General features: G+C 72.7%; 18 protein-coding genes. 6 read left to right on the top strand and 12 right to left on the bottom strand.

Annotated elements, in window-relative coordinates; all coding sequences use genetic code 11:
- Window positions 1–122: 122 nt before the first annotated feature.
- On the top strand, window positions 123–6,638 hold the full coding sequence (locus ACIQ5Y_RS35440; protein ID WP_403890171.1) for an RHS repeat-associated core domain-containing protein: 6,516 nt from the start codon (window positions 123–125) through the stop codon (window positions 6,636–6,638).
- A gap of 86 nt (window positions 6,639–6,724) precedes the next feature.
- On the opposite strand, the gene ACIQ5Y_RS35435 is transcribed toward ACIQ5Y_RS35440, so the two are convergent.
- Window positions 6,725–7,840 (bottom strand): calcium:proton antiporter, encoded by a 1,116-nt coding sequence (locus ACIQ5Y_RS35435; protein WP_403890168.1) that lies wholly within the window; start codon window positions 7,838–7,840, stop codon window positions 6,725–6,727.
- A gap of 132 nt (window positions 7,841–7,972) precedes the next feature.
- On the opposite strand from ACIQ5Y_RS35435, the gene ACIQ5Y_RS35430 reads away from it, so the two are divergent.
- Window positions 7,973–8,752, top strand: coding sequence for a hypothetical protein (locus tag ACIQ5Y_RS35430; RefSeq protein ID WP_403890165.1), 780 nt, complete (start codon window positions 7,973–7,975; stop codon window positions 8,750–8,752).
- A 12-nt stretch (window positions 8,753–8,764) separates the two neighbouring features.
- Here the strand turns inward: ACIQ5Y_RS35430 and ACIQ5Y_RS35425 are convergent, their stop codons facing one another.
- Window positions 8,765–10,318, bottom strand: coding sequence for an acyl-CoA synthetase (locus ACIQ5Y_RS35425; protein WP_403890161.1), 1,554 nt, complete (start codon window positions 10,316–10,318; stop codon window positions 8,765–8,767).
- Between the two features lie 5 nt (window positions 10,319–10,323).
- Window positions 10,324–11,439: an NAD(P)H-dependent flavin oxidoreductase gene (locus ACIQ5Y_RS35420; protein WP_403890158.1), complete on the bottom strand. Its 1,116-nt coding sequence runs from the start codon at window positions 11,437–11,439 to the stop codon at window positions 10,324–10,326.
- A gap of 663 nt (window positions 11,440–12,102) precedes the next feature.
- On the opposite strand from ACIQ5Y_RS35420, the gene ACIQ5Y_RS35415 reads away from it, so the two are divergent.
- On the top strand, window positions 12,103–13,959 hold the full coding sequence (locus ACIQ5Y_RS35415; RefSeq protein ID WP_403890156.1) for a serine hydrolase: 1,857 nt from the start codon (window positions 12,103–12,105) through the stop codon (window positions 13,957–13,959).
- Between the two features lie 227 nt (window positions 13,960–14,186).
- Here the strand turns inward: ACIQ5Y_RS35415 and ACIQ5Y_RS35410 are convergent, their stop codons facing one another.
- Together ACIQ5Y_RS35410 and ACIQ5Y_RS35405 are read right to left on the bottom strand one after the other, a co-directional pair.
- Window positions 14,187–14,621 carry a hypothetical protein gene (locus tag ACIQ5Y_RS35410; protein ID WP_403890153.1) on the bottom strand — a complete coding sequence of 145 codons (435 nt, stop codon included), beginning with the start codon at window positions 14,619–14,621 and terminating at the stop codon, window positions 14,187–14,189.
- Window positions 14,622–14,742: 121 nt separating this feature from the next.
- Entirely contained in the window at window positions 14,743–15,183 is a 441-nt protein-coding gene (locus ACIQ5Y_RS35405) for a nuclear transport factor 2 family protein (RefSeq protein ID WP_403890151.1), read from the bottom strand.
- Between the two features lie 121 nt (window positions 15,184–15,304).
- Here ACIQ5Y_RS35405 and ACIQ5Y_RS35400 point away from each other — a divergent pair, with 121 nt between their 5' ends.
- Entirely contained in the window at window positions 15,305–15,880 is a 576-nt protein-coding gene (locus tag ACIQ5Y_RS35400; protein ID WP_403890149.1) for a TetR/AcrR family transcriptional regulator, read from the top strand.
- 19 nt (window positions 15,881–15,899) lie between these two features.
- Here the strand turns inward: ACIQ5Y_RS35400 and ACIQ5Y_RS35395 are convergent, their stop codons facing one another.
- The gene (locus tag ACIQ5Y_RS35395) at window positions 15,900–16,499 is read right to left on the bottom strand and encodes a TetR/AcrR family transcriptional regulator (RefSeq protein WP_403890146.1); all 600 of its coding nucleotides are present in this window, start codon (window positions 16,497–16,499) and stop codon (window positions 15,900–15,902) included.
- Window positions 16,500–16,578: 79 nt separating this feature from the next.
- On the opposite strand from ACIQ5Y_RS35395, the gene ACIQ5Y_RS35390 reads away from it, so the two are divergent.
- Window positions 16,579–17,751, top strand: coding sequence for an FAD-dependent monooxygenase (locus tag ACIQ5Y_RS35390; protein WP_403890144.1), 1,173 nt, complete (start codon window positions 16,579–16,581; stop codon window positions 17,749–17,751).
- Between the two features lie 107 nt (window positions 17,752–17,858).
- Window positions 17,859–18,308, top strand: a complete 450-nt coding sequence (locus ACIQ5Y_RS35385) for a nitroreductase family deazaflavin-dependent oxidoreductase (protein WP_403890140.1) — start codon at window positions 17,859–17,861, stop codon at window positions 18,306–18,308.
- A 12-nt stretch (window positions 18,309–18,320) separates the two neighbouring features.
- Here ACIQ5Y_RS35385 and ACIQ5Y_RS35380 read toward each other — a convergent pair whose 3' ends face one another.
- The 6 genes from ACIQ5Y_RS35380 to ACIQ5Y_RS35355 all read right to left on the bottom strand — a co-directional run bounded on the left by ACIQ5Y_RS35380 (window position 18,321) and on the right by ACIQ5Y_RS35355 (window position 26,384).
- Window positions 18,321–19,889 carry a phytoene desaturase family protein gene (locus ACIQ5Y_RS35380; protein WP_403890138.1) on the bottom strand — a complete coding sequence of 523 codons (1,569 nt, stop codon included), beginning with the start codon at window positions 19,887–19,889 and terminating at the stop codon, window positions 18,321–18,323.
- A complete protein-coding gene (locus ACIQ5Y_RS35375; protein ID WP_403890135.1) occupies window positions 19,886–22,012 on the bottom strand; it encodes a tetratricopeptide repeat protein in 2,127 nt (708 codons plus the stop codon). Before ACIQ5Y_RS35375 ends, ACIQ5Y_RS35380 begins: the two co-directional genes overlap by 4 nt.
- Complete coding sequence (locus ACIQ5Y_RS35370; RefSeq protein WP_403890133.1) at window positions 21,994–22,986, bottom strand: oxygenase MpaB family protein; 993 nt, start codon at window positions 22,984–22,986, stop codon at window positions 21,994–21,996. The genes ACIQ5Y_RS35375 and ACIQ5Y_RS35370 overlap by 19 nt, the downstream gene beginning before the upstream one ends.
- Window positions 22,987–23,097: 111 nt before the next feature.
- Window positions 23,098–25,023 carry an amino acid transporter gene (locus ACIQ5Y_RS35365; protein WP_403890130.1) on the bottom strand — a complete coding sequence of 642 codons (1,926 nt, stop codon included), beginning with the start codon at window positions 25,021–25,023 and terminating at the stop codon, window positions 23,098–23,100.
- A gap of 158 nt (window positions 25,024–25,181) precedes the next feature.
- The gene (locus ACIQ5Y_RS35360; RefSeq protein ID WP_403890127.1) at window positions 25,182–25,844 is read right to left on the bottom strand and encodes a class I SAM-dependent methyltransferase; all 663 of its coding nucleotides are present in this window, start codon (window positions 25,842–25,844) and stop codon (window positions 25,182–25,184) included.
- Between the two features lie 69 nt (window positions 25,845–25,913).
- Complete coding sequence (locus ACIQ5Y_RS35355) at window positions 25,914–26,384, bottom strand: pyridoxamine 5'-phosphate oxidase family protein (RefSeq protein ID WP_403890124.1); 471 nt, start codon at window positions 26,382–26,384, stop codon at window positions 25,914–25,916.
- Between the last annotated feature and the right edge of the window lie 40 nt (window positions 26,385–26,424).

The following is a 26,424-nucleotide window of genomic DNA, read 5'->3' as shown; positions in this document are numbered from 1 at the left end:
CTACAACGGTTCTCGAGCAGGCTCCCAGTGGGCGCGTATGTCCTTGACGGCGCCTCAACTTTCTGTTTTTGCCTGCGAATTCGGATTCCGCGCCTCACTACGGCCCCGTCCCGGAGGTCCCCATGCACGTGGATCAGCCCCCCTCGCGCAACCCGCACTTACGCAGACCACGCGGCCTCATCGTTCGGGCGGTGATGGCGGTCGCGCTCACGCTGGCCCTGGCCGTGCCCACGGCCGCGGCCGCGGGCACGGGCAACACGGACCACGGCCGCGGGCCCAAGGACGCGCGGCTGTGGTCGCCCCGCAAGCTCGACCCCGTCGCGTCGGTATCGGGCAAGCCCGCGCCCGCGGCCCGGAAGGCCGCGCCCCAGGGCGACGGAGCCCCGCCCTGGCGGCCCGCCCGTGCGGGCTGGCCGGCCGCCGCGCAGGCCGAGGTCCGGCTCGGGTCCTCCGGTTCGGCCGGCGCCGCGGGCAGGGCCGCGGCGGGACCCGGTACACAGCGCGCCGGCACCCTGCCGGTGTGGGTGGGCCCGGGAAGCGCGTCCGACGCCGCCGCATCCCGCTCCACGTCGGCCGCGGTGCCCGCCGCCCCGCACGGCAACGCCGCCACCGGCAAGGTCGCCGTCGCGCTCGCCGACCGCGCCGCCGCCGGGCGGGCCGGCGTGGACGGCCTGCTCGTCTCGCTGACCCCGCGCGAACCCGCCGCCCGCGGCGCCGCCCGGATCAGCCTCGACTACTCGGCCGTCAAGAGCGCGTACGGTGGTGACTGGGCCGCGCGCCTGCACCTCGTGGCGCTGCCCGCCTGCGCCCTGACCACGCCCCAGCTCGAGCGCTGCCGCACCCGCACCCCCGTGCGCGGCGCGGTCAACGACGTCCGGTCGGCCCGCCTGTCCGCCGACCTCGACCTCGCGGCGCCCGCCGGCGCCCCCGTGTCGCAGCTCGTCATGGCCTCGGCCCCCCAGGCGACCGTACTCGCCGCCGACGCCGACCCTTCCGGCCCCACCGGCGACTACAAGGCCACCTCCCTGGCGCCCACTTCCTCCTGGAGCGCCGGCGGCAGCGCGGGAACCTTCAGCTGGTCGTACCCGATCGCCGTGCCGCCCGCACTCGGCGGCACGGCCCCGGACGTCTCCCTCGGCTACAACTCGGCCTCCGTCGACGGCCGCACGGTCAGCCGCAATGCCCAGTCCTCCTGGATCGGCGATGGCTGGGAGTACAACCCCGGCTACATCGAGCGCAGTTACCTCAGCTGCAAGGAAGACGGCAAGGACCGCAACGGCGAGGCCTGCTGGAGCGGCAAGCAGACCCTCACCATGGTCCTGGGCGGCTCCGGCACCTCACTCGTCCAGGACGACACCGACAAGAAGTGGCGCACGGCCGACGGCTCGCCGAGCCGGATCGAGCCCGCCACACTGCCTGCGGGCGTCGCGAACGGCGACAACGACGGGGAGTACTGGAAGGTCACCACCACCGACGGGGTCCAGTACTACTTCGGCGCCGAGGTACGCCCCGGGACCACCGGCGGCCCCGGATCCCACTCCACCTGGACCCGCCCCGTCTTCGGCAACAACACCGGGGAACCCTGCAACAAGCCCGACTTCGCCGACTCCTGGTGCCAGCAGGCATGGCGTTGGAACCTCGACTACGTCGTCGACACCCGCGGCGCCCTGATCTCCTACACCTACGCCGCCGAGGGCAACCACTACGCCCGCAACCCGGACGCCGCGCACCCCGACGGCACGCTGACCCCCTACACCCGGGGCGGCCACCTGACCGAGATCTCCTACGGCTCCAAGCTGACCGACCAGTCCGGCCCCACCGCCCGGGTCACCTTCACCAGCGCCGAGCGCTGCGACCCGGCCGTACTGCCCAAGGCCGACTGCGGCGCCGCCCCGACCAAGGCGACCGCCGCGAGCTGGCCCGACGTCCCGTTCGACCAGGACTGCGCCCCCGGCAGCCCGGTCAAGGACTGCAAGACCCACTCGCCGACCTTCTGGAGCACCCACCGCCTCGCCCGGATCACCACGCAGGTGATCACCGGCGGAACCCCGCAGACCGTGGACGAGTGGACGCTCTCCCACGAGTACCCGAGCCCTCAGGACGGCACGACTCCCTCCCTCTGGCTCTCCTCCATCACGCGGACCGCACGCGACGGTCAGGCGGCCCTGACCATGCCCTCCGTCGACTTCGCCGGCACGCTCATGCCGAACCGGGTGGACACCGCCACCGACAACAGGCCGCCGCTCAACCGTCGCCGGATGACGTCGATCACGAGCGAGTCCGGCCTGCGGATCGCCGTGGCGTACGCGGCCCCCGACTGCGTTCCCGGCCAGTTCCCGGCGCCCGACGCCAACACCAGGCGCTGCTATCCGGTGTTCTGGAACCCCGATCCGGGCACGACCATGGACCCGACCCTCGACTGGTTCCACAAGTACGTGGTCTCCGGTATCTCGCAGGTCGACGCCACCTCCGCCGGAGCCGATCCCTCCCCCACCCGCACCACCCGCTACGAGTACGTCGGCGGCGCCGCCTGGCACCGCGACGACAGCCCGCTGACCGAGACCAAGTCCCGTACCTGGAACCAGTTCCGGGGCTACGGCGAGGTCATCGTCCGCAACGGCAGCACCCAGGCGAACGCCGTCGACAAGACCACCCAGAGCAGCACCGTGTACCTGCGCGGCATGGACGGCGACTTCAAGGCCGACGGCACCCGGCGCGCGGTCCAGATCCCCGGCACCACCACGCCCGATTCCGACGTCCTGGCCGGATTCGTGCGCGAGAAACGGGAGTTCACCGGTGACGGCGGCGCACTGGCCGGCAAGTCGGTCAACGAGCCCTGGACCGGTCCGGTCGTCGCCCGCCGCGTGCGCGGCGCGGGGCTGCCCGACGAGACCGCCCGGTTCGTCCGCACGGCGAAGAGTGCCGGCAGCCTGCCGCTGTCCGACGGGACGTGGCGCACCACGGCCAAGACCACCGCCTACGACCCGGGCACCGGGGTCCCGCTGACCGAGCTGGACACCGCCGACGGGCTGCCGGATTCCTGCACCACCACCTCGTACGCCTCCAACACGGCCCTGGGCATCCTCGCGCTGCCCGTCGAGTCGTACACGGTGAACGGCGGCTGTTCGGTCGCGCCCGGAGCCGCGACGACCACGGCCCACACCCGCAACCTCTACGACAACCAGCCCTTCGGCCGGATCGGCGCCCTGGGCGCCGTCACCACCAAACAGGTCGTCGACGCCTACGCCGCGAACGGCAGCGCCCCGTCGCACACCCTCGACACCACGACCGAGTTCGACGCGTACGGCCGCACCACCAAGATCACCGACCCGGTCGGCAACACCACCTCCACCAGCTACACCCCGGCCGTCGGCGGACTGCCCACCCGGGTCTCCGTCACCGGGCCGATGGGCGCAGGCTGGACCACCACGACCGACTTCGCCACCGCCCGCAACCTGCCGGTGAAGTCCACCGACGTCAACAACCGGGTCACCGAAATGGCCTACGACCCGGCCGGACGCCTGACCCAGGTCTGGCAGCCGGGTCGCAACCGGGCGAGCCAGAGCGCCAACCTCGTCTTCTCCTACAACCTGAGCAAGACCGCCCCGTCCGTCGTCACGACCAAGACGCTGCGCGACGACGGCGCCTACCAGAGCACCCACCAGATCCTGGACGCCTTCCTCCAGACCCGGCAGATCCAGTCGGCCCCCGTCGACGAGTCGCCCGGCCGGATCCTCACCGATACCTTCTACGACTCGCTCGGCCGCATCGTGAAGAGCAACCAACCCTACTGGGACAAGACCGCCGGCCCGTCCGGCAGCCGCTTCCTCCCCACCGACACCGAGGTCCCCGCGCAGACGGGCGTCTTCTACGACGGCCAGGGCCGCACCGTCGCGCAGACCCTCTCGTCGCACGCCGTCGAGCAGTCGCGCACCACGACCTCGTACGCGGGCAGCGACAAGGTGAGCACCACGCCGCCGGACGGCGGCGTCGCGACCACCCTGGTCAAGGACGCCCGCGGTCGGACGACCGAGCAGCGGCAGTACACCAGCCGGGCCGACGTGGGCAGCGACAACGCCTCCGCGTTCACCGCGACCCGGTTCGCCTACGACGCGCGGGGCAAGCTGGCGTCGGTCAAGGACCCGGCGGGCAACACCTGGTCGTACGGCTACGACCTGCTGGGCCGGCAGTCCACCGTGGACGACCCCGACAAGGGGCACGGCGAGACGCGCTACGACGCGCTGGGCCGTCCGGAGTGGACCAAGGACGCCCGCGGCCAGGTCCTGACCACCACCTACGACAAGATCTCCCGCCGCACGGGCCTGTACGACGGCGCCGTCGCGGACTCGAACCTGCTGGCCTCCTGGTCCTACGACCGCCTCGCCCTGGGCCGGCCCGATGGCTCGACGCGCTATGTCGGGGGCAAGACCGGAGCGGCGTACACAACCGAGATCACCGCTCTCGACACGGGTTACCGCCCGCGTGGCACCAAGGTCACCATCCCGGCGGCCGAGGGCGGGCTGGCCGGCGTCTACACCACCGCCGTCGAGTACACACCGGTCACCGGCCTGCCCGTCGCGACCACCCTGCCCGCGGTCGGGGGCCTGCCCGCCGAGACCGTCACCACGGGCCTCAGCGACAACGGCCTGCCCGTCACCATGTGGAGCGAGGAGGCCGACTACGTCAACCGCACCGTGTACGACCCCTTCGGGCGCACCCGCCGGGTGATCTACGGCGACGTCCCCAAGCAGGTCGCCTACACCCCGCTCTTCGACGAGGCCACCGGACGCCTGACGTCCACTTTCCTCGACCGCCAGACCGGACCGGGCGACACCCAGGTCACCGGCTCCGTCGATGCCGCCACCTACACCTACAAGCCGTCCGGCGACGTCACCTCCATCTCCACCCGCCGCGACGACGGGGCCGCCGGCTTCACCACCGACCGCCAGTGCTTCACCTACGACCACCTCAGCCGCATGACCGAGGCATGGACGGACAAGGGCGCCGCGTGCGCGTCCTCGCCCACGGCCTCCGACGTCGGCGGGCCCGTACCGTACTGGCAGTCCTACGGCTTCGACGTCACGGGCAACCGCACCAAGCTCGTCGACCACGCCGCCTCCGCCCAGGGGGTCGCGCAGGACACCACCACGCTGTACACCTCCCCGGCCCCCGGCCAGCCCCGCCCGCACACCGTGAGCTCGGCGACCAAGGCCGCGCCCACGGGAGCCCCGGAAAGCTCCTCCTACACCTACGACGCCATCGGCAACACCCTGACCCGTCCCGGCGGCCAGACCCTGACCTGGGACCCGGAAGGCCACCTGGCCACGAACAACGGCAGCAGCAACGTGTACGACGCCGAGGGGCAGCGGCTGCTGCGCCGCGAGCCCGGAAGGACGACGCTGTACCTCGGCGCCGACGAGCTGACGCTGACGGCCGCCACCGGCAAGGTCACCGGCACCCGCACCTACGCGGGCTTCGGCGGCGGCCCCTCCATCGTGCGCACCGCGACGGGCCTCACCTACGTGGCGAGCGACCACCACGGCACGGCGACCACCACGCTGGACGCCGCGACCCTGGCGATCACCCGCCGCGCGCAGAAGCCGTACGGCGAATCCCGGGGCCCGGCCCCCACGGCCTGGCCGGACGACAAGGGCTTCCTCGGCCGGCCGCAGGACGCGAGCGGCCTGACCCACGTGGGCGCCCGCGAGTACGACCCGGCGCTGGGCCGCTTCATCAGCGTCGACCCGGTCATGGACCCGGAGCGCTCGCAGCAGATCCACGGCTACCTGTACGCGGGCGGAAACCCGGTCACGAACAGCGACCCGACGGGTCTGGACTACTGCCCGAGCACCGAGTGCAACCACCACGACCCGGCGACCATCGCCATGCTGCGGGGCATTTCACAGGAGGAAGGGGAGAAGGTCGTCGAGAACACGCGGCAGCAGGAGGCCGCTCTGGGGATCCCGTGGAGTCCCTCGACGGTGAAGCCAAGGCCTACGCCGCCGCCGGCCAAGCCGACGCAGACGGTCATCAAGGTGGTGCCTCAGAACGACCCGCACGGCGTTCCGCCGGGGATCGCCGCACCGAAGGGCGAGCACGAGCCGAGCGTCGACCTGTTCCACTGGGATCCCAACTGCGGGATCTCCAGCATCGAAGGGGCGACGTGCACCGTCGAGAACACCGCGGAGGGCCTGGTGTCCGTCGTCACTGCCGGCCCGAAGGGGCTCCTGCAGTACCTGGAGAAGAACAGGCTGCCGATTCCCCCGAAGCTGGCGGACATGGCCAAGAAGGGCACCTACGTCGGAGCGCTGCTCACCTTCGGGAACAACTTCCGCGAGGAGGGGTACACCTTCGAGGGCTTCGTCAAGGCCGCGGTCAAGACCAGGTTCGAGGTCCAGTACATCGGCCGCCTCACGGCGGCGGGAGCGACGATCGGCGGCGCGGTCGGCGGCCCTCCCGGTGCGGTCATCGGTGCGATCGCCGGAGCCGCGCTCGGCGTCTCCACGAGTGAATGGGCGTACAAGCAGTACGAGGACGTCAAGGGAAGGCTCGTGGAAACCGCGGTCGAAGGCAGCAAGGAGGCGGGCCGGTCGGTGTTCAACCCGTGCTGGCTCACCCGTGCGTGCTCCGGACGCTGACACCACGTCACCAGCATGACACCGAAGGCCGGTTCCCTCGCGGGGGGCCGGCCTTCGGCGCGCCGTCCGCTGCCCGGCCGTGGTGTCTAAGGGCTCACGGCCAGGAACAGGTACGCGGCCAGCAGCACGAGGTGGACCCCGCCCTGGAGCAGGGTGGCGCGGCCCGGGGCGATGGTGAGGGCGCTGACCACGACGGTGAGGGCGAGCAGCACCATGTGGGTCGGTCCGAGGCCCAGCAGGAGCGGGCCCGAGAGCCACACCGAGGCCAGCGCGATGGCGGGGATGGTCAGCCCGATGCTGGCGATGGAGGATCCGTAGGCCAGGTTGAGGCTGGTCTGGACGCGGTCGCGGCGCGCGGCCCGGACCGCGGCCAGGGTCTCGGGCAGCAGCACGAGCAGGGCGATGATCACACCGACGACGGCGTTCGGCAGGCCGGCTTCGGCGACGCCCTTCTCGATGGTCGGGGAGACGGATTTGGCGTCGCCGACCACCGCGACGAGCGCGACGAGCAGCAGGCCGACGCTGATCAGGGCGGCGCGGGGCGTGGGCCGCTCGGCCTCGTCGTCGCCTCCCCCGTCCGCCGCGCCGTTCGGGCTCGCGGGTTCCACGGGCAGGAAGTAGGACCGGTGGCGAATGGTCTGGACGCCGATGAACAGTCCGTACAGGGCGAGCGAGGCGACGGCCGCGAAGGTCAACTGGGCCGTGGAGAACTCCGGTCCGGGCTTGCTGGTCGTGAAGGTCGGCAGCACCAGGCTGAGTGTGGCGAGGGTCGCGACGGTGGCGAGGGCCGCGCCGGAGCCCTCGGCGTTGAAGACGGCGACCCGATTGCGCAGGGCGCCCACGAAGAGGGACAGGCCGACGATGCCGTTGCAGGTGATCATGACGGCGGCGAAGACCGTGTCCCGGGCGAGCGAGGCCGTCTTGTCACCGCCGTCGACCATCAGGGTGACGATCAGGGCCACTTCGATGACCGTGACGGCGACGGCGAGGACGAGGGATCCGAAGGGTTCACCGACGCGGTGGGCCACGACCTCGGCGTGATGGACGGCCGCCAGCACCGCGCCCGCCAGGCAGAGCGCGACCAGGGCCACCCCGAACGAGGGCAGCTCGCGTCCCCAGCTGAAGACGAGGGCGACGAGCGCCACCACGGGGACCAGGACGGTCCAGTCGGTCAGGGGTGATTTGCGGGTTGCCGTACTCATATACGCCAACTTGCCAGAACCATCCCCTCGCTGCGGCGCAAGGCGCCCTTCCGGGGCCCTGACGTGTCCCTTCTCACGCGTTCCCCGGGCGTGGCGGAGCCGGCCGGCCCCTGGCCCGCCCCAGACTGAGCCATGACCTCCGAGGAGCCCGATCCCGCGTGCACCGGGTGCGACGAGTGCACCGGAACCGCCGGGTGCAGCGCGCGCTCCTCGTACTCCGCGTGCACCGAGTACACGGAGGAGGATCTGGACGACCTCCACCGCATCGTGCTCTGGGCGATGCTGCGCCACGTCTCACGGCCCCCGGGCGGCAGCGACGGACGGCCGGTGCGGGGCGTACTGGCCCCGCCGGGGCGGTCGGACACCACCCGGGTCGTGCTGTGGGACGGTGCGGACCCGGCCGGCTCGGTGGCGTACGACCTGCCGCTGGTGCACCCGGCCGGGGGCAACATCCCGTGGAGCGCTCTCGTCGCGCTGCTGCGGACCCTGGCCGTCCGGCCCACCCCCGCCGACGGGCCGGGCTCCGTACGGGACGGCCTGGGCATCCTCGTGGTCGACGCCCGCGACGCTGCGCTCCGCTTCTCCTCGGAGCCCTCGTACGACCTCGGCGACGCGCTCCACTCCGCGGTGTCGATGTTCCGACCGTTCGACCGGGGCCCGGAGGAGGGGTTGCGGCTCGGCGGCTTCCTGCAGCTCGACGCGGACACGGTGCGCCTGTACGCGGACCCCGAGGACGGGGGCGCGCGGGTCGGCCTGGACGTATCGCTCCGCGACCGCGACGGCCGGGTCAGGGGCGGCCACACCGGGCTGATGGCCGCACTGGACTCCCTCGTGCGCGACGAGCTGGGGTGGACCCGCACCGAGACGCAGGACCCGTACTGCGCCTCGGTGCACGACTTCACCCACTGGTGAGGCGGGGCCGTCTCACATGGCCCGGTCGTGACCCTCCCAGTACGGGTCGCGCAGCCGCCGCTTGTACAGCTTGCCGTTGGGGTCGCGCGGCATCGTCCCGATGAAGTCGACGGTCTTGGGGCGCTTGTAGCCGGCGAGCTGCCGCTCGCAGTGCCGCAGGATCTCCGCGGCCAGCGCGTCGCCCGCCTCGAAGCCCTCGGCCGGTTCGATGACGGCCTTGACCTCCTCGCCCCAGTCGGCGTGCGGGATGCCGAAGGCGGCTGCGTCCGCGACCGCCGGGTGGGTGAGCAGGGCCGACTCGATCTCGGCCGGGTAGATGTTGACCCCGCCGGAGATGATCATGTCGATCTTGCGGTCGCGGAGGAAGAGGTAGCCCTCCTCGTCCATCAGCCCGAGGTCGCCGACGGTGAAGAAGTCGCCGATGCGGTTCTTCTTCGTCTTGCCCTCGTCCTTGTGGTAGCTGAAGCCGCCGGTCTTCATCTGCATGTAGACGGTGCCCAGTTCGCCGGGGGGCAGCCGGTTGCCGTCGTCGTCGAAGATGGCGAGTTCGCTGATCGGCCAGGCCTTGCCGACGGTTCCGGGCTTCTTCAGCCAGTCCTCGGCGGTGGCGAATGCGCCGCCGCCCTCGCTCGCGGCGTAGTACTCCTCCACGCAGGTGCCCCACCAGTCGATCATGGCCCGCTTGACGTGGTCGGGGCAGGGCGCGGCGCCGTGGATGGCGTGCCGCATCGAGGAGACGTCGTACGCGTCCTTCGTGGCCTGCGGGAGCGCGAGGAGCCGGTGGAACTGGGTCGGGACCATGTGGGTGTGGGTGCAGGCCCGCCGGTCGATCAGGCGCAGCATCTCCTCGGGGGTCCACTTGTCCATGAGGACCAGCGGGTGCCCGATGTGCAGGGCCGCGCCCGCGAACTGGAGCACCGCCGTGTGGTAGAGCGGCGAGCAGACCAGGTGGACGTTGCCGTCGAAGGGGCGGATGCCGAAGATGCCGAGGAAACCGCCGAGGTAGGTCTCCTCGGGGAGCTTTCCGGGCAGCGGGCGGCGGATCCCGCGGGGCCGGCCGGTGGTGCCGGAGGTGTAGTTCATGACCCAGCCGAGGGTGCGGTCCGCGGGGGGCGTGGCGGGCTGTCCATCGAGGAGCTCCGCGTACGGGCGGAAGCCCGGGACGGCTCCGACGGCGTAGCGGTGGCTCGCGGGCAGGCCGGCCTCGTCGGCCGCGGCGGTGGCCGCGTCGGCGAAACGCTCGTGGGCGACGAGGACCTTGGCGCCGGAGTCGGAGACGATCCAGGCGATCTCGGGGCCGACGAGGTGGTGGTTGACGGGGACGAGGTAGAAGCCGGCCTGGGCGGCGGCGAGGTAGGCGGTGAGGAACTCGACGCCGTTGGGCAGCACGACCGCGAAGACGTCGCCCTGCTCCAGTCCGGCTTCGCGCAGGCCGTGGACGAGCCGGTTGACGTCGGCGTGCAGCCGGGCGGCGGTCCATTCCTCGCCCTCGGGGCTGACGAGTACGGTCCGCCCGGGGTCTGCGGCGGCCTGGGCCCAGAAGCCGTTGGGGGGCTGGTCGGTCACGCTGATCACGCCTCTCGGACTCGGCCTGCGATGCGGTTGATGCGGTCTATGGCTCGCTCGAAGCCACTGGTGAGGTCGTCGAAGACGGCCTGGACGCTGCGCTCTTCGTTCATCCGGCCGACGATCTGGCCGACGGGGGTGCCGAGCAGCGGCTGCACCTCGTACTTCTGGATCCGGGAGACGGCTTCGGCGACGAGCAGCCCCTGGAGCGGCATGGGGAGGGCGCCCGGGCCCTGCGGGTCGTCCCAGGCGTCGGTCCACTCGGTGCGCAGCTGGCGGGCGGGCTTGCCGGTGAGGGCGCGGGAGCGGACGGTGTCGCCGGAGCCGGCGGCGAGCAGCTTCTCGGTGAGGGCCCGGGAGTGCAGGTCGGCCTCGGTGGTGGTGAGCCAGAGGGAGCCGAGCCAGGCTCCCTGGGCTCCGAGGGCGAGTCCGGCGGCGATCTGCTCGCCGCTGCCGATGCCGCCGGCGGCGAGGACCGGGAGCGGGGCGACGGCTTCGGCGATCTCGGGAACGAGGACCATGGTGGCGATGTCGCCGGTGTGGCCGCCGGCCTCGTAGCCCTGGGCGACGACGATGTCGATGCCGGCTTCGGCGTGGCGGCGGGCGTGCTTGGCGCTGCCGGCGAGGGCGGCGACGAGGACCCCGTGGTCGTGGGCGCGGGCGATGACGTCGGCGGGCGGGGAACCGAGCGCGTTCGCCAGGAGTTTGATGGGGTAGTCGAAGGCGACGTCGAGCTGGCCCCGGGCGACCTGTTCCATCCATCCGGTGATCCGCCAGCCGGAGGCCTCGCCCTCGGGGAGCTCGGGCACGTGGTGTTTGGCGAGGGTGTCGCGGACGAAGGCGCGGTGCGCGGCCGGGATCATCGCCTCGATGTCGGCTTCGCTGACGCCGTCGACGGCCTTCTTGGCGGGCATGACGACGTCGAGGCCGTAGGGCTTGCCGTCGGTGTGTTCCTGCATCCAGTCGAGGTCGCGCTTGAGGTCGTCGGGAGCGGTGTAGCGGACCGCTCCGAGCACGCCGAACCCACCCGCGCGGGTGATGGCGGCGGCGACCGCCGGGAAGGGCGTGAAGCCGAAGATGGCGTGCTCGACTCCCAGTTTCTTGCTCAGCTCCGTCTCCATGGGCGGCAGGATGCCGCAGCCCGGCCATCGAGGGAAGAGATTTTCTGATGCAGTGTCAGATTCTTTACGGGCCCGTCGGTGCGGAGCCCGGCCACTGGGCGGGCACATACCCACTGGCGTGCGAGTCGCCTGCGGCGAGCTCGGCGTGACTCGGGGCCCGGCCGGGGCCCTGGGCGCGTACGGACCGGGCCGCGCGCCGGCGCAGCGGCGGCGCACCGGCCGCACCGCTCCGAGGCACGGGCGCACTCGGCCGAACCGGCCAGGGAGGTGGCGGTACCTGCACGCCCCCGCCGGCGTTTGAGACGACGGGGACACGCACACCTCGTCGACCCTGGGGAAGGCGGGGGCACATACACCTCGTCGGCCTCGGGGACGACGGGGCACATACAGCCTCGCCGGCCTCGGGGACGACGGGGCACATACAGCCTCGCCGGCCTCGGGGACGACGGGGCACATACACCTCGTCGACCCCGGGGACGACGGGGCACATACAGCCTCGCCGGCCCTGAGGACGGCGGGGGCACATACACCTCGTCGGCCTCGGGGACGGCGGGGGCACATGCAGCCTCGCCGGCGTTTGAGGCGCGGGGTCCGGGGCGGAGCCCCGGGAGACGGCGCCGCAGGCAGGCTCGGACAGAAGAGCAGAGGACAGGAGGGCCGTACATGGCAGCGACAACGGGGGCCGCCGCGGGCACCGAGAAAAGGGCCGACGGCGCGGCCACCGCCGACGGGCACGGGCTGAGCCGCCGCAGGCTCGGCGCCCGCCTCCTCGCACTCGGCGGCGTACTGGTGCTCCACGCCGCCCTGCCGGGAGGCCCCGGCGCGGCCGCGTCCGGCAACCCGGCCGAACGCCGCGCGCTCCAGGGGCTCCGCCTGCGGTACGGCTCCGCGCGCCAGGCCGGTCTGGTGGAGCGTCACCTCGAAGGCGTGGCCGAGGAGGCGCGCCGGTTCCTCGGCCCCTCCCCCGAGCACCCCTATTACGCCGGGGCCGTGGTCCTCGCGGGGCGGGGCCGCACCATCGCCCTGCACCGCGCGATGGGCGACGCCGTGCGGTACGCGGACTACGACGGACGCACCGACCGCGTGCGGGAGTTCCCGGCGGCCGAGCGGATCGCGATGGCCGAGGACACGGTGTTCGACCTCGCTTCGCTGACGAAGCTGTTCACCTCGATCCTGGCCGTGCAGCAGATGGAGCGGGGGCACCTGGCGCTGGAGGCCCCGGTGCGGCAGTACCTGCCGGAGTTCACGGGGGGCGGCAAGGAACTGATCACGGTCCGCCAGTTGCTCACCCACACCTCGGGGTTGCGGTCCTGGGCTCCCTTCTACCGGGAGTCCAGCCGCGAGGGGCAACTGCGACTCCTCTGGTCGGTCGTGCCGCAGGAGACCCCCGGATCCGTGTACCGCTACTCCGACCTGAACCTGATCTCCCTCCAGCTGCTCCTGGAGCGGATCACCGGCCGCACCTTGGATGTCCTGCTCCACGACGAGATCACCGCTCCGCTCGGGATGCACCGCACTCGTTACAACCCGCCGCTCTCCTGGCGCCGGATCACCGCCGCCACCGAGGTGCAGCGGCCGCCCTGGTCCGGCCTGGACCGCGGGCTGGTCTGGGGCGAGGTGCACGACGAGAACGCCCACGCGCTCGGCGGAGTCGCGGGCCACGCGGGGGTCTTCGGGACCGCCTGGGACCTGGCCGTCCTCGCCCGGACCCTGCTCGACGGCGGGGCCTACGCGGGCAAGCGCATCCTCTCCCCGGCCTCCGTCGAGCTGCTCTTCACCGACTACAACACCGCCTTCCCCGGCGACGACCACGGGCTCGGCTTCGAGCTCTACCAGCACTGGTACATGGGCGCGATGGCCACTCCCCACTCCGCCGGACACACCGGCTTCACCGGGACCTCACTCGTCCTGGATCCCTCCACCGACTCCTTCCTGATCCTGCTCGGCAACTCGGTCCACCCCGTCCGCACCTGGCGGGCCGGCAGCGCGCCGCGGGTCGCCGTGGGCAACCGCTTCGCCCGCGCCGTCCCGGTCCGCACGAAGCACGGCGGCGCGGCCTGGTTCTCCGGGATCCAGCCGGGCGCCTCGGGCACGCTCAACCTGCCCCCGCTCACCCCGGCCACCGCGGCGGCCCGGCTGCGCTGCGCCGTGTGGTGGGACACCGTGCCGGGCGAGGGCGCCCTCCACCTGGAGGCCTCGCCCGACGGGGAGCACTGGGAGCCGCTCCCCTTCACCACGCTGCGCACCACCGGCGGCGCGCCCGAGGAGTGGCCCCGCGGCTCCGCGACCGGCTGGTCCGGCCGCATCTGGCACCGCCTCGAAGCCCCCCTCACGGCCGCCTGGGCGGGCCGCGAGGTCCGGCTGCGCCTGCGTCACACCGCGACCGGCCGCTACGTGGGACGCGGCATCTACGTGGACGTCATCCGCGTCGCCGAACCGTCCCGACTCCTCTTCGCGGAGGACCGCCCGTCCGACGCCGCCCGCCTCGTGGCGATCGGCTGGACCCGGTCCGCCGACTAGGACTTGTCCGCGCGAGCATGCGACCGCTCCGAGCCCGAGTCGTCGATGCGGGCATGGTGCGGGGTGATTTGAGCGATGCCGAGTGGGAACGGCTGCGGCCGTTCCCAACGGTCGGCGAGCGCGGCCACGTCTTCCCCGGCCCCGTGACCGCCCCGGCCCTCGCCATCCGGCTTCGCACATGGTCGACCCGAGAAGTGTGGCCGGTATCTCCGGCCGTGGGGCCCGCATCAGTCTCCGGTGAAGCCCCAAAAGCACAGTTCCGCCGGGTGGCCCTCGGGGTCGTAAACAACCGTGCAGCAACCGGAGCCGCGGTCGAACGGAGGAAACCAGCCGTCTCCGGCCCGTTTCAGGCCCTGCTCGACCACATCCCGCCCGGGCCGCGTCGTCCCGAACAGTTCGACGGCTTCAGCCGCTTCGACCACCCTTACGTCGCCAGGCTCCTCCATGTGTTCCTCGCAGCGGACCACGCGCTCGACGTCCAGCACCGAATGCGCCGGCTCCTCCTCCAACCAGGCGCTCGCCACCAGGGCTGCCGGCGCATCGATGCCTGCTTCCCGGTAGTACGCGGAGTCTTCGGCGAAGACCGTCTCGCGAAGATCGTCCAGCGCATCCTGCTCACTGTGCCGGAAAGGCGTGAAGTACGACCATCTACTCGCTCCCATGTCTGCGAACCCTACTGATGGCCTGAGACAGAAGCCTTGGCACGTCACCACAGCGTGATCGTCCGGACAGGCCCTGGACGACCGGACCACCGGACGACCGGACAATCAGGCGGAGGGGCGATCAGGCGCCGTCCAGCGCCGCCACCAGTTGGGGCAGGTTCCCGCCGGCCACGATGAGGGCGAGGTGGTCGTGGTAGTCCCGGCTGCCGACGATCAGGCCGTCACGGACGCGCAGCACCTGGATGTTGGCGGCCTCGAAGGTCCGGCCGGTCACCCGGTGGTGCACCCGGTAGTCGAACTCGGCGACGACCACCTCCGGGTCGTCGGTCTCCCGGACGACCACGTTCACCGGGGTCAGCTCCACCGGCGAATCCGCGGCGACCTGGGCGAACCGCTCCTCGAGTGCGGCCCGCCCCTCGACCCGGCGCGGACCGACCGGTTCGAAGACGGTCTCCACCACGGCGTCCTCGGCGTAGAGCGCGGCCAGTTCCTCGTACCGGCCCGCGCCGATGTTCTCGATCAGCTTCCGGAAGACCTCGCGTGGTGACAGCGTTTCGGACATGCCCAACCTCCGGTGAGATCCGCGACTAGAATCGGACTGGCGACTCCGTTTCGACGATACGGACTGGGGACTCCGGTTGTCCAGGGTGATGCCGTCGTCGGCGACGAAGGGTGGGAGACGCATGGGTGGCGCACAGGAGCGCCCGCTGCGGGCGGACGCGGCCCGCAACAGGGCCAAGCTGCTCGACACCGCCACGGAGGTGTTCACCACCCGCGGCGTCGGGGTGCCGACCGAGGAGATCGCCCGCGCCGCCGGGGTCGGAGTGGGCACGCTCTTCCGGCACTTCCCGACCAAGGAGGCGCTCCTGGAGGCCGTGATGGTGCGCAGACTGGAGGAGATGGGAGCCCGCACGGCGCGGCTGGCCGCCGATACCGGACCCGCCGAGGCCTTCTTCGCGTGCTTCCGCCTCGTGGTGGAGGAGTCCACAGGCAAGAGCGAGTTCACCCGCGCGCTCGCCGCCGCCGGGGTGGACGCACACGCGGCCCTGCAAGGGCCGACCGCGGAGATCCAGGCCCGGCTCGCCGATCTGCTGTCCGGGGCGCAACGGGCGGGGGCGGTCCGCCCGGAGCTGGGCCTGCCGGAGTTCATCGCGCTTCTGGCGGGGACGGGAAGGGCATTGGAACAGCTCGGGCCCGAACCGGCCCCGAGGGAACGGATCTTCACCGTGGTCTTCGACGGGCTGCGCCCACACCCCTGAGCGGCCTGCCGATGGCGCGTCAGTCCACCCGGGGCGCCAATACCGCGTCGATCATGCGGCGGGCCACGGTGGTCAGTTCGGCCGGATCCGGGGCCGGGCGGGAGCGGGCGAGGGCGCCCGCGAGGCGGTCGTAGAGGAGTCCGTCCGTCCAGGCCGCGAGCAGCTCGGCGGCCTCCCGGGGGCGGTCGGCCCCCAGGGCGGCGAGCATCGCGGCCGCCTGGGACCGGGCCCCCTGGCCCGCACGATGGAGGTCGGCCTCCAGCTCGGGGTTGCGGGCGGCCTCCAGACTGAGCTCGAAACGGGCCAGCTGGCGTTCGCGCCCCACGGTCAGCCAGCGCAGCAGCAGCCCGCCGAGCGCCGCCGCGGCCACGTCCCGGCCGGACAGGGCGGAGACAGGGGCGGCCCGGCCGTCCTCCCCGAGGTCGGCCAGGTCCAGCTCCGCCAGCCGCTGGTAGCAGGCCCCGATCAGGGCCGTCCTCGTACGGAAGTAGTACGAGGTGCTGCCCGCCGGCAGCCCCGCCGCGCCGTCGACCGCCCGGTGGGTGAGCCCCCGCAGACCGGCGGCGGCCACGAGGTCGATCGCGGTGTCGGCGATCAGGGTTCTGCGCTCCGTTGACATGCCCGCACTCTACAGCTGTAGAGTGCGGGCATGCGCCTCTACGGATGTAGAGGATCGAGGGAGATGGGGAGGGCTCGACATGTCGGTACTCCGGCGTCATGCGGTCGTGGCGGGTGCGGGGATCGGGGGGCTCACCGCGGCGCTGGCCCTGCACCGGCGCGGCTGGAGCGTCACCGTGTGCGAGCGGGCGCCCGGGCCGACCGCCGTCGGCGCCGGGATCGTGCTCGCCCCCAACGCACTGCGCGCCTTCGACACCATCGGGTTCGACGCCACCCGCGCCGGGGGCCTCACGGTCCCCGCCGCGATGGGCCTGCGGCGCTCGGACGGAATCTGGCTGACCCGCGCCGACACCGCCGCGCTCACCGCGCGCTACGGCCGGCCGCCGCTCGCCCTGCACCGCTCGGCCCTCGCCGACGCCCTGGCCGCCGCGCTCCCCGACGGCACGATCCGGTACGCCACCGCCGTCACCGCCGTGGACCACGCGGCCGGCCGCCCGGTGGCCCGTACCTCCGCGGGCGACCTCGAAGCCGACCTCGTCCTCGCCGCCGACGGCATCCACAGCCCGCTGCGCCGCCAGTACTTCCCGGACCACCCGGGACTGCACTACAGCGGGGAGACCGCCTGGCGCGCCGTCCTGCCGGCGCCCGCCACCCCGGGCGGTGTCGGCGTCGACACGGCCGAGACCTGGGGCCGCGGGGAGCGCTTCGGCACCGTTCCGCTCGCCGACGGGCGCGTCTACGTCTACGCCACCGCCGTCGCCCCCGAGGGGTACCGCCCGGCCGACGTCCACGCCGAACTCCTGCGCCGCTTCGGCGCCTGGCACGACCCGATCCCCGCGCTGCTGGAACGGATCGACCCGGCCGCCGTGCTCCAGCACGACCTCTACGACCTGGCCGCCCCGCTCCCCCGCTTCCACCACGGCCGCCTCGCCTGGCTCGGCGACGCCGCCCACGCCATGACCCCCAACCTCGGCCAGGGCGGCTGCCAGGCCGTCGAGGACGCCGCCGTGCTCGCCCATCTGCTGGGCGACGCCGAGGACTCCCGCGACGTACCGGCCGCACTCGCCGCCTACAGCGCGGCCCGTTGCGCCCGCACCGACGCCATCCGCGTCCGGGCCCGCCGCATGGGCAGGGTCGCCGCCCTCACCCACCCGCTCGCGGTCGCCGCGCGCGACCTCGCGGTCCGCGCCACCCCGCCCTTCGTCACGAACCGCGCCATGGACGGGATCGTCGACGGCTTCAAGCTCCCCTGACGCCCCTGCGCGCCCCGCGTGCCCGGCATAAACCGCGTGTCCCGCGGCGTTGGCATTCGTTGTCGAGGTTCGTTGACCCTTCAACGCACGAAGGCAGGCTGAATACCGTGACGACCGACATCGACTGGGACCACCCGACCGACCCCAAGCCGGGCAGCTGGCAGCTCGACCACGTCAAGCTGTACGTGGACTCGAAGGGGACCGAGGGCCAGTACTGGAACGGCACGCAGACCCTGCTGCTCACGACCGTGGGCAGGGTTTCCGGCAATCCGGTGCGCACGCCCCTCATCTACGGCGAGGACGAAGGCCGTTACCTCGTCGTCGCCTCCAAGGGCGGCGACCCCGCGCACCCCCTGTGGTACCTGAACCTGACCGAGCACCCCGAGGTCCGCATCCAGGTCGGCCCCCGGATCCTCCAGGGCACGGCCCGCACCGCCACGGCCGCGGAACGCGCCGCGTACTGGCCCCTGATGCTGCGTCACTGGCCCTCGTACGACGAGTACCAGGCCAAGACGGACCGCGAGATCCCGATCGTCGTGATCGAGCCCGTCCGGTAGGAGCCGGCGGGGTCAGTGCCCCAGCACGGCCATCGCCGCGTTGTGGCCCGGGACCCCGCTGACGCCGCCCCCTCGGACCGCCCCCGCGCCGCACAGCAGGACGTTGCGGTGGGCGGTCTCCACCCCCCACCGGCCGCCGCCGGCATCGCTGTCGGCGTACGGCCAGGACAGGTCGCGGTGGAAGATGTGGCCGCCGGGCAGGCGCAGTTCGCGCTCCAGGTCGAGCGGGGTCTTCGCCTCGATGCACGGGCGGCCGTCGCCGTCGAAGGCGAGGCAGTCGGTGAGGGGTTCGGCCAGGTGGGTGTCGAGCTGCGCGAGGGTGGCGGCGAGCAGCACCTCGCGCGCCTGCCGGTTGTCGTGTCCGAACAAGCGGGCCGGGGTGTGCAGTCCGAAGAGGGTGAGCGTCTGGTAGCCCTGCTCCACCAGTTCCGGCCCCAGGATCGTGGGGTCGGTCAGCGAGTGGCAGTAGATCTCCGAGGGCGGTACGGACGGCAGTTCGCCGGACGCCGCCTCCGCGTACGCCCGGGCCAGCTCTCCGTAGCCCTCCGCGATGTGGAAGGTGCCGCCGAAGGCCTCGCGCGGGTCCACGGTGGTGTCCCGCAGCCGGGGCAGCCTGCGCAGCAGCATGTTGACCTTGAGCTGGGCGCCTTCCGGGGCCGGGTCCCGCGGTGCCTCGCCGAGGAGTTCGGCCAGCGCCCGGGGCGAGGCGTTCACCAGCACCGTGCGGGCGACGATCCGCCCCTCGCCCGTGGCCGTACGGAACACCACCTCCGCCGGTGAGGTCCCGTCCGTGTCGATCCGCAGCACCTCGTGCCCGGTGGCGATCTCCGCGCCGGCGGCCCGCGCGGCGGCGGCGAGGGAGTCCGTCAGGGCGCCCATCCCACCCACGGGCACGTCCCAGTCCCCCGTCCCGCCGCCGATGACGTGGTAGAGGAAGCACCGGTTCTGGGCGAGCGAGGGGTCGTGCGCGTCGGCGAAGGTGCCGATGAGTCCGTCCGTGAGGACGACCCCGCGCACCAGGTCGTCGTCGAAGTTCGCCTCCACCGCCCGGCCCAGCGGCTCCTCGAAGAGCATGCGCCAGGCGGCCTCGTCGTCGATGCGGGAGCGCAGCTCCGCGCGGGTGGGCAGGGGTTCGGTGAGGGTCGGGAACACCGCGCGGGCCACGTGCCCGGTGGTCCCGTAGAACGCGCGCCAGCTCTCGTACTCCCGTTCCGAGCCGGTCAGCCGCGCGAAGGACTCCCGGGTGCGCTGCTCGTCGCCGCCGACGAGGAGTCCGCCGGGCCGGCCGCCGCGTTCGACGGGCGTGTACGAGGACACGGTGCGGCGGCGGACCTCGAACCGCAGGCCCAGATCGCGCACGATCTTCGGCGGGAGCAGGGAGACGAGGTAGGAGTAGCGCGAGAGGCGGGCGTCGACCTCGGCGAAGGGGCGGCTGGAGATGGCCGCCCCGCCGGTGTTCCCGAGCCGTTCCAGGACGAGGACCGCGCGGCCCGCCCTGGCCAGGTACGCGGCGGCCACCAGGCCGTTGTGTCCGCCGCCCACGATCACGTCGTCGTATACGTCCCGCCCGAAGGTCGTCATGGCTCTTGGTAGCACACCTGGCCGAGCCGCTCCAGACAGTACGCCTCGTCGGCGTGGGCGAGCGCCGTGTCGGGGTGCTCGTCGCCCAGGGACCTCTCGCGGATGCCCGAGAGCTCGCGGTAGATGGGCAGCGCTTCCTCCCAGCGGCCCAGCCGGCCGAGGCCGACGGCGAGTTCGCGGCGGCTGACCAGGGTGTCGGGGTGTTCGGCGCCGAGCACCTTCGCCCGTACGGTCCCCACCTGCCGGGCCTCGGCCACCGCTTCCTCCCAGCGCTCCAGCCGGCCCAGGTTGACGCCGAGGACGTGCCGGGCGCGCAGGGTCTCGGGGTCGGTGGCGCCGTAGGCGCGGGTGCGGTCGCGGACCAGGCCGCGGAACAGGTCGAGGGCCTGGGCGCTGTTCCCGGTGCGGCCGAGCGCGATGCCGACCTCGTAGCGCGCGGCCAGGGTGTCGGGGTGGTCGCGGCCGAGGACCTGTTCCCGGACGGCGGCGACCTCGCTGAAGCCCGCCAGGGCCTCCTTCCAGCGCTCCAGGCGGCCCAGCGCGTACGCCACCTCGTAGCGGGTCAGCAGGGTGTCGGGGTGCTCTGCGCCCAGGACGGCCGCGCGGTCGGCGGCGGCCAGGGCGGCGGTGGCGTGGGCGTCCGCGAACCGGCCCAGGGCTCCCAGCTCGCAGGCCAGGTTGTGACGGCAGCGCAGGGTGTCGGGGTGGCGCGGTCCCACGGTCCGCTCGCGGGCGACGATCACCGCGCGGTAGGTGTCGTGGGCCTCCTGGTGGCGGCCGAGCCGGCCCAGTTCGTACGCCGTCTCCTGGCGCGCGGCGAGCGTGTCGGGGTGGTCCGCGCCGAGCGCGCGGGCGCGACCCTCGGCCACGGCCGTGTACGCGGCGAGGGCCTCCTCGGGGTGGCCCGCGCGACTGAGCGCGAAGGCGCGGGTGTGCCCGGCCGTGAGCGCGTCGGGGTCGGTCTCGCGCTGGCCCGGGATGCGCGCGACGCCGTACGCCACGGTCAGGCGCGGGTCTTCGGCGGGCTCGGGGCGGCGGAGGGAGGGGTGCCGGCCGCCCGGCAGGGTGGTGCGCAGTACGGGCTGTCCGGCGCCGGAGCGTACCGCCGACTGTTCGCCGCTGGGGCGCGCGGCCGTCCAGGAGCCGGTGAGCACGGCCCATTCGCCGCTCGCGGGGCGGGCGTCGATCCCGGCCTTGCGCCCGGCGGTCATCCCGCGGGCCCACGCCGGCAGCGGTGCCAGTGCACCGGGCACCCCGCCGGGACCGAGGCGTGCCTCGACCAGCCGGCGGTGCAGGTGGATGGCGTCGCCCGGCCGGTCCTCGGGGCGCTTGGCCAGGAGCTCGAGGACGAGTTCCTCGAAGTAGACCGGCAGCTCGGGGCGGTGCTGCCGCAGCGGCACGGGCGCGTTGTCGCGGTGGCCGACCAGCACGGACCAGGAGTCGCCGAGGTCGAAGGGCGGGGCTCCGGTGGCGATCTCGTACAGGACGCAGCCCAGGGAGTAGAGGTCGCTGCGGTGGTCGACCTCGCCGCCCGCGATCTGCTCCGGCGACATGTAGTGGGGGGTGCCCATGGCCATGCCCCCGCCGGTGAGCTTGGCGGTGAAGCCGATGTCGTGGGCGAGGCGGGCGATGCCGAAGTCGCAGATCTTCACCGTGCCGTCGGTGAGCCGCATGATGTTGGCGGGCTTCAGGTCACGGTGGACGACGCCCTGGTCGTGGGTGTAGCCGAGGGCGGCGGCCATCTGCTCCGCGATGTCGACGACCACGTCCACGGGGAGCGGGCGGGTCTCGTTCTCGTCCAGGAGCTGGCTGAGGTTGCGGCCTTCCAGGAGCTCCATCACCAGGTAGAGGCAGCCGCCCGAGGCACTGTCGTCGCCGAAGTCGTGGACGACGGTGACCCCCCGGTGCTGGAGGGAGGCGGCCACGCGCGCCTCGCGCCGGAACCGTTCGCGCAGCACCTGGGTGAAGTGGGCGTCCTGGTCGGCCCCGATCGGCTTGAGGCACTTCACGGCGACCTGCCGGCCCAGGGATTCGTCCCGGGCGCGCCATACCTCGCCCATGCCGCCGCGCCCGATCAGGTCGAGCGACCGGTACCGACCCTGGATCAGTCTGGACTCCGCCATGTCTTAAAGCCGCCCCCGTCGTCGTGCGATGCCCTCCCCGGCCCGTCCAGTATGGAGGCTGCCGCGCGCAGCCCGTGCGTCGAGGGGCGGCTCCCGGGGCCCATGCGACGCATCGCTTTCAAGATGTGACCTGGCGGCAGCTTCCAGCGTAGACCTGCGGGAATGCCGCGCAGCACGCGACCCGTGAGGCGCAGGCGCCGGGTTACCGTGCGCGGGGCTGGTGCGGGTCGCCCGTACAGGTGGTGCGCCCAGTCGGGGAGGGAACCGTACGCGAGGGTGGCGATCGGGCGCCACAGCAGGTTTCGGCCAGGTCCGAGGAGGGGAGGGACCGGCGGGCCCTGGAGGAAGTCGTACACGGCCTGGGCGTCGGGGCCGGCGGCGAGCCCGGGGCGGACGTGCTCGAAGTACGCGGCGAGGGCGGCGGTGTCGGCCGGGACACCGGCCGGATCGAGGCCGACGAGCCGGGCGTTCACCCTGTTCTCGTCGACGTACCGATCGGCCTGGCCGGGGGTGAGGCGGACGCCGGAGCGGCGCAGCACGTGGAGGAAGCTGTCGATCTGCGCGCAGTGGATCCAGAGCAGCAGCTCGGGGTCGTCGACCGGGAACCGCTCGCCGGTGCCCGGGTCGGTGGCGGACAGCTTGCGGTGGATCGCGCGGACGCTGGCGCCCGCGCGCTCGGCGGCCTCGGTGGTGCCGTAGGTGAGGGTGCCGACGAAGTCCGCGGTGCGCAGGAGCCGGCCCCAGGCGTCTCGTCTGAAGTCGGAGTTCTCCATGACCCCGCGGACGGCGCGCGGGTGCAGCGCCTGGAGGTAGAGGGCGCGGACGCCGGCGATCCACATGACGGGGTCGCCGTGGCACTGCCAGGTGACGGACGACGGTCCGTACAACCCGGGGTCGGGGCGGATGGGGCTGGTGGGTCTCGTGGGACTCGTGGGTCCTGAGGGGCCGGTACGTCCGGTCGTGGTGTCGCCCATCCCCGTACCTCCCTGCCACAGGCGCCCGGCGGACCCAGCCTAGGGCCTGTCCGGCGGATCGGGGTCGGCCTCGGCCGTGATCCGTCGGACGGCCCCGGCCGAGGCGCCCCGTCAGCCGGCGTGGACGTGCGGGCGGCGGGAGCGGTCGGGTTCGGCCTCGCGGATGACCTCGCGGGTGACCGGGGCGACCTCGCCCTGCCCGAAGAGGAAGAAGCGGAAGAAGTTGGCCATCGGGTTGCCCTCGGTCCACTCGAAGTAGATGTGCGGACGCTGGCCGGTCTCGTCCCGGACGTGGAGGAGGAGCGCGGCGAGGGCGTTGGGGATGCTGGAGCTCTCCAGGGTCAGGACGCGGTAGCGGTCGTGCAGGACCTCGCCGCGCACCCGCATGCCGGATTCGAACTCGGACGCGTCCAGGACGGTGACCTCGACGAACATGACGTCGTCCTCGGACGGGATGTCGTTGTCCGCGCGGATCTGCGCCTTCTTCTGCCGGTACTCCTCCAGGTCCCGCTTGTCGGGCTCGTTGGCGATGAAGCGGATCGTGCGGTTGGAGGTGTCGCGGATGAACCGCTGCGCCATGTCGTCGAACTCGATGTGCGTGACACGCAGCTCGAAGACACGGGCGAGGCGGGATAGGAGCGAGAGGGCCATGATGCCCGCGATGAAACAGGCACCGATCTTCACACCGTCGGGGCGCTCCGCCACGTTGACGCCGGTCGTGTAGACGAGGACCGCGGAGATGAGGCCGAAGGCGACGGTCCAGCCGCGCTCGCCGGCCTTGCGGGCGGCGATGGTCACCGCGACGGCGGCCGAGGTGATCAGGACCAGGACGCCGGTGGCGTAGGCGCCGCCCTGCGCGTCGACGTCGGCGTTGAAGATCCAGGTCACCAGGAACGCGATCAGGGTGAACACGATGACCATCGGGCGCAGAGCGCGCGCCCAGTGCGGGGCCATGCCGTAACGGGGCAGGTAGCGCGGCATCAGGTTCAACAGCCCGGCCATCGCCGAGGCGCCCGCGAACCACAGGATCAGGATGGTCGAGATGTCGTAGACAGTGCCGAACCCGGACCCGATGTATTCGTGGGCGAGGTAGGCGAGGGCACGGCCGTTGGCCTCCCCGCCCGGCTTGAACTCCGCGGCCGGGATCAGCAGCGTCGTGATGAAGCTGGAGGTGATCAGGAAGACGCTCATGATCACGGCGGCCGTGGTGAGGAGCTTCTTGGTGCCCCGGATCCGGCCGGCGGGCTTCTCGGACGTGTCGTCCGCCTCGCCCTGGACGTGCGGCATGACCGCCACGCCCGTCTCGAACCCGGACATGCCGAGGGCCAGCTTCGGGAACACGACCAGCGCGATGGCGATCATCATGAACGGGTTGCCGTGCTCGGCGGTGAGCGCGGCGGTCCAGTCCGTGATGACGTGCGGCTCGGAGAGCACCTGCCAGATGCCCACCGTGATGACGACGACGTTCAGGGCGAGGTAGGAGGCCACCAGCGCCACGGCCACGCCGATCGCCTCGCTGAACCCCTTGAGGAACACCGCGCCGAGGAGCGCGACCATGATCAGGGTGAGCAGCACCTCGTGGCCCTGCAGCGTGCTGGTCAGGTGCGGGTTCTCCACCAGGTGCGCGGTCGCGTCGGCCGCCGACAGGGTGATGGTGATGAGGAAGTCGGTCGCCGCGAACCCGAGCAGGGTCAGGACGAACAGCTTGCCCTTCCAGAACGACAGCAGCCGCTCCAGCATCGCGATCGAGCCCTCGCCGTGCGGGCTCTCCTCCGCCACCCGCCGGTAGACGGGCAGCGCGCCGAAAAGGGTGAGCAGCACCAGCACGATCGTCGCCACCGGCGACAGCAGGCCGGCGGCGAGTGCCGCGATGCCGGGCTGGTAACCGAGGGTCGAGAAGTAGTCCAGACCCGTCAGGCACATCACGCGCCACCACGGGCGGCCTTCGTGCTCGGCGTGCGCCTGCTGTTTGGGGCGGTCGGTCAAGCCTTCCAGCAGCCACGCGCGCAGGCGTGACGTGCGGGCAGGGGTGGCCATCGTGGTGCTCCTGTCGTACGGCTTGAAATCAGCCATCGACGTGACGGCTCGGCCAGCGTACGCAGCCTGCGCATCAATGCTCGGATCCGGCGAAATACTTACGATTCCTTAACGCGGATCTCTCCCCACCACAGGTCCTGCGATTCGACCACGGACATTCACCGGGGCACGGACTGCGTGACGCGCCACAGCCGCCGTGGCAGTTCCCCCTCCTCGAAGGCGTGCACCTCGTCGAGGATCCAGCCTTCGGCCAGGGCGTCGACCAGGCGCCGGGAGAAGAAATGGACGGCGAAGCCGCCGTGCTCGTGGATGTCGTCGCCGTGCGCGATCCCGGTGCCGTAGTGCGCGTCGCCCGTGTGCCGCACGGTGTAGACGAAGGTGCCGCCCGGCCGCAGCACGCGGCGGACCTCGTCCACCAGGGCGCGGATCTCCCCGGTGGACAGGGCCATGCACAGCAGCATGTGGGCGAAGACGGCGTCCACCGAGCGGGAGGGGAGCGCCAGGGGTTCGCGTACGTCCTGGACGGCGGCCGTCACCCGCCCTTCCAGACCCTGCTCCCGGGCCGCCCGCCGCAGCTGCTCCAGTCCGGTGGCGCTGACGTCGGTGGCCCGGACGGCGCATCCGCCGCGCGCGAAGTACAGTGCGTCGCGGCCGTGCCCGGCGCCCAGCTCCAGAACGTCCCTCGCACCGGCCGCCCGGAACACCTCCATCGCGTGGACGGCGGGCCGGGAGGGCCGTTGTCCGTACATGCCCGGGTGGGCGGTATAGGTGGCGTCCCAGTGCGCGCGCTGCGCCGCGGCCAGGTCTTCCTCGTCCGTCACTGCCGCCCGCCTCACCTTCGCACCTGCCCACCGGCGCAGGCCGGGGGCGCCGTGCCCCCGTGCCGGCCGCTACGGGTCGCCCGGCCTCAGCCGGAACCCGGTGACGAGGCCGGGGCTGATCCGGATGGCTCCGGACGCGGCCCCCTGCACCCAGGGTCGCAGAAGGTGTGCGTAGCGCTCGATCTCGTGGGGGTCGGTCACGGCGATGGCGTAGCCGGTGGCGACCACGCTCCATCCCAGGCGGTCACCGGGGTCGATGGCGTCGGCTTCGTAGGCGACGACCACGCCCGTACCGGCCTGGACCGTGAGGAGGGCGGCCAGAGTCGAGTCGTCCTGAACGCGGACGACGATGTCCCCGGCGTCGAGGACGTGGTTCACCGGGCGTACCGCGGGCAACGCGTTGCGCGTGAAGACGATGCGGCCCACTTCGACGGTGCCGAGCAACTCCAGCGCCTCGTCCGCCCCGAGCTCCTCCGCCCGCCGCAGCGGCGGGGCCGCGGGCGGCGTACCAGGGGTCCTTCCGACCGGACGGCTCGTCATCGTGGGCACCTCGGGTCGAGCGGGGGCGGGCAGTGCGTTC

The organism is Streptomyces sp. NPDC096339 (assembly GCF_044762985.1).
In the GTDB taxonomy this organism is placed as follows: Bacteria; Actinomycetota; Actinomycetes; order Streptomycetales; family Streptomycetaceae; genus Streptomyces.
The sequence above is the reverse complement of the archived record's forward strand: the minus strand, read 5'-3'. Positions and strand labels throughout refer to the sequence as shown.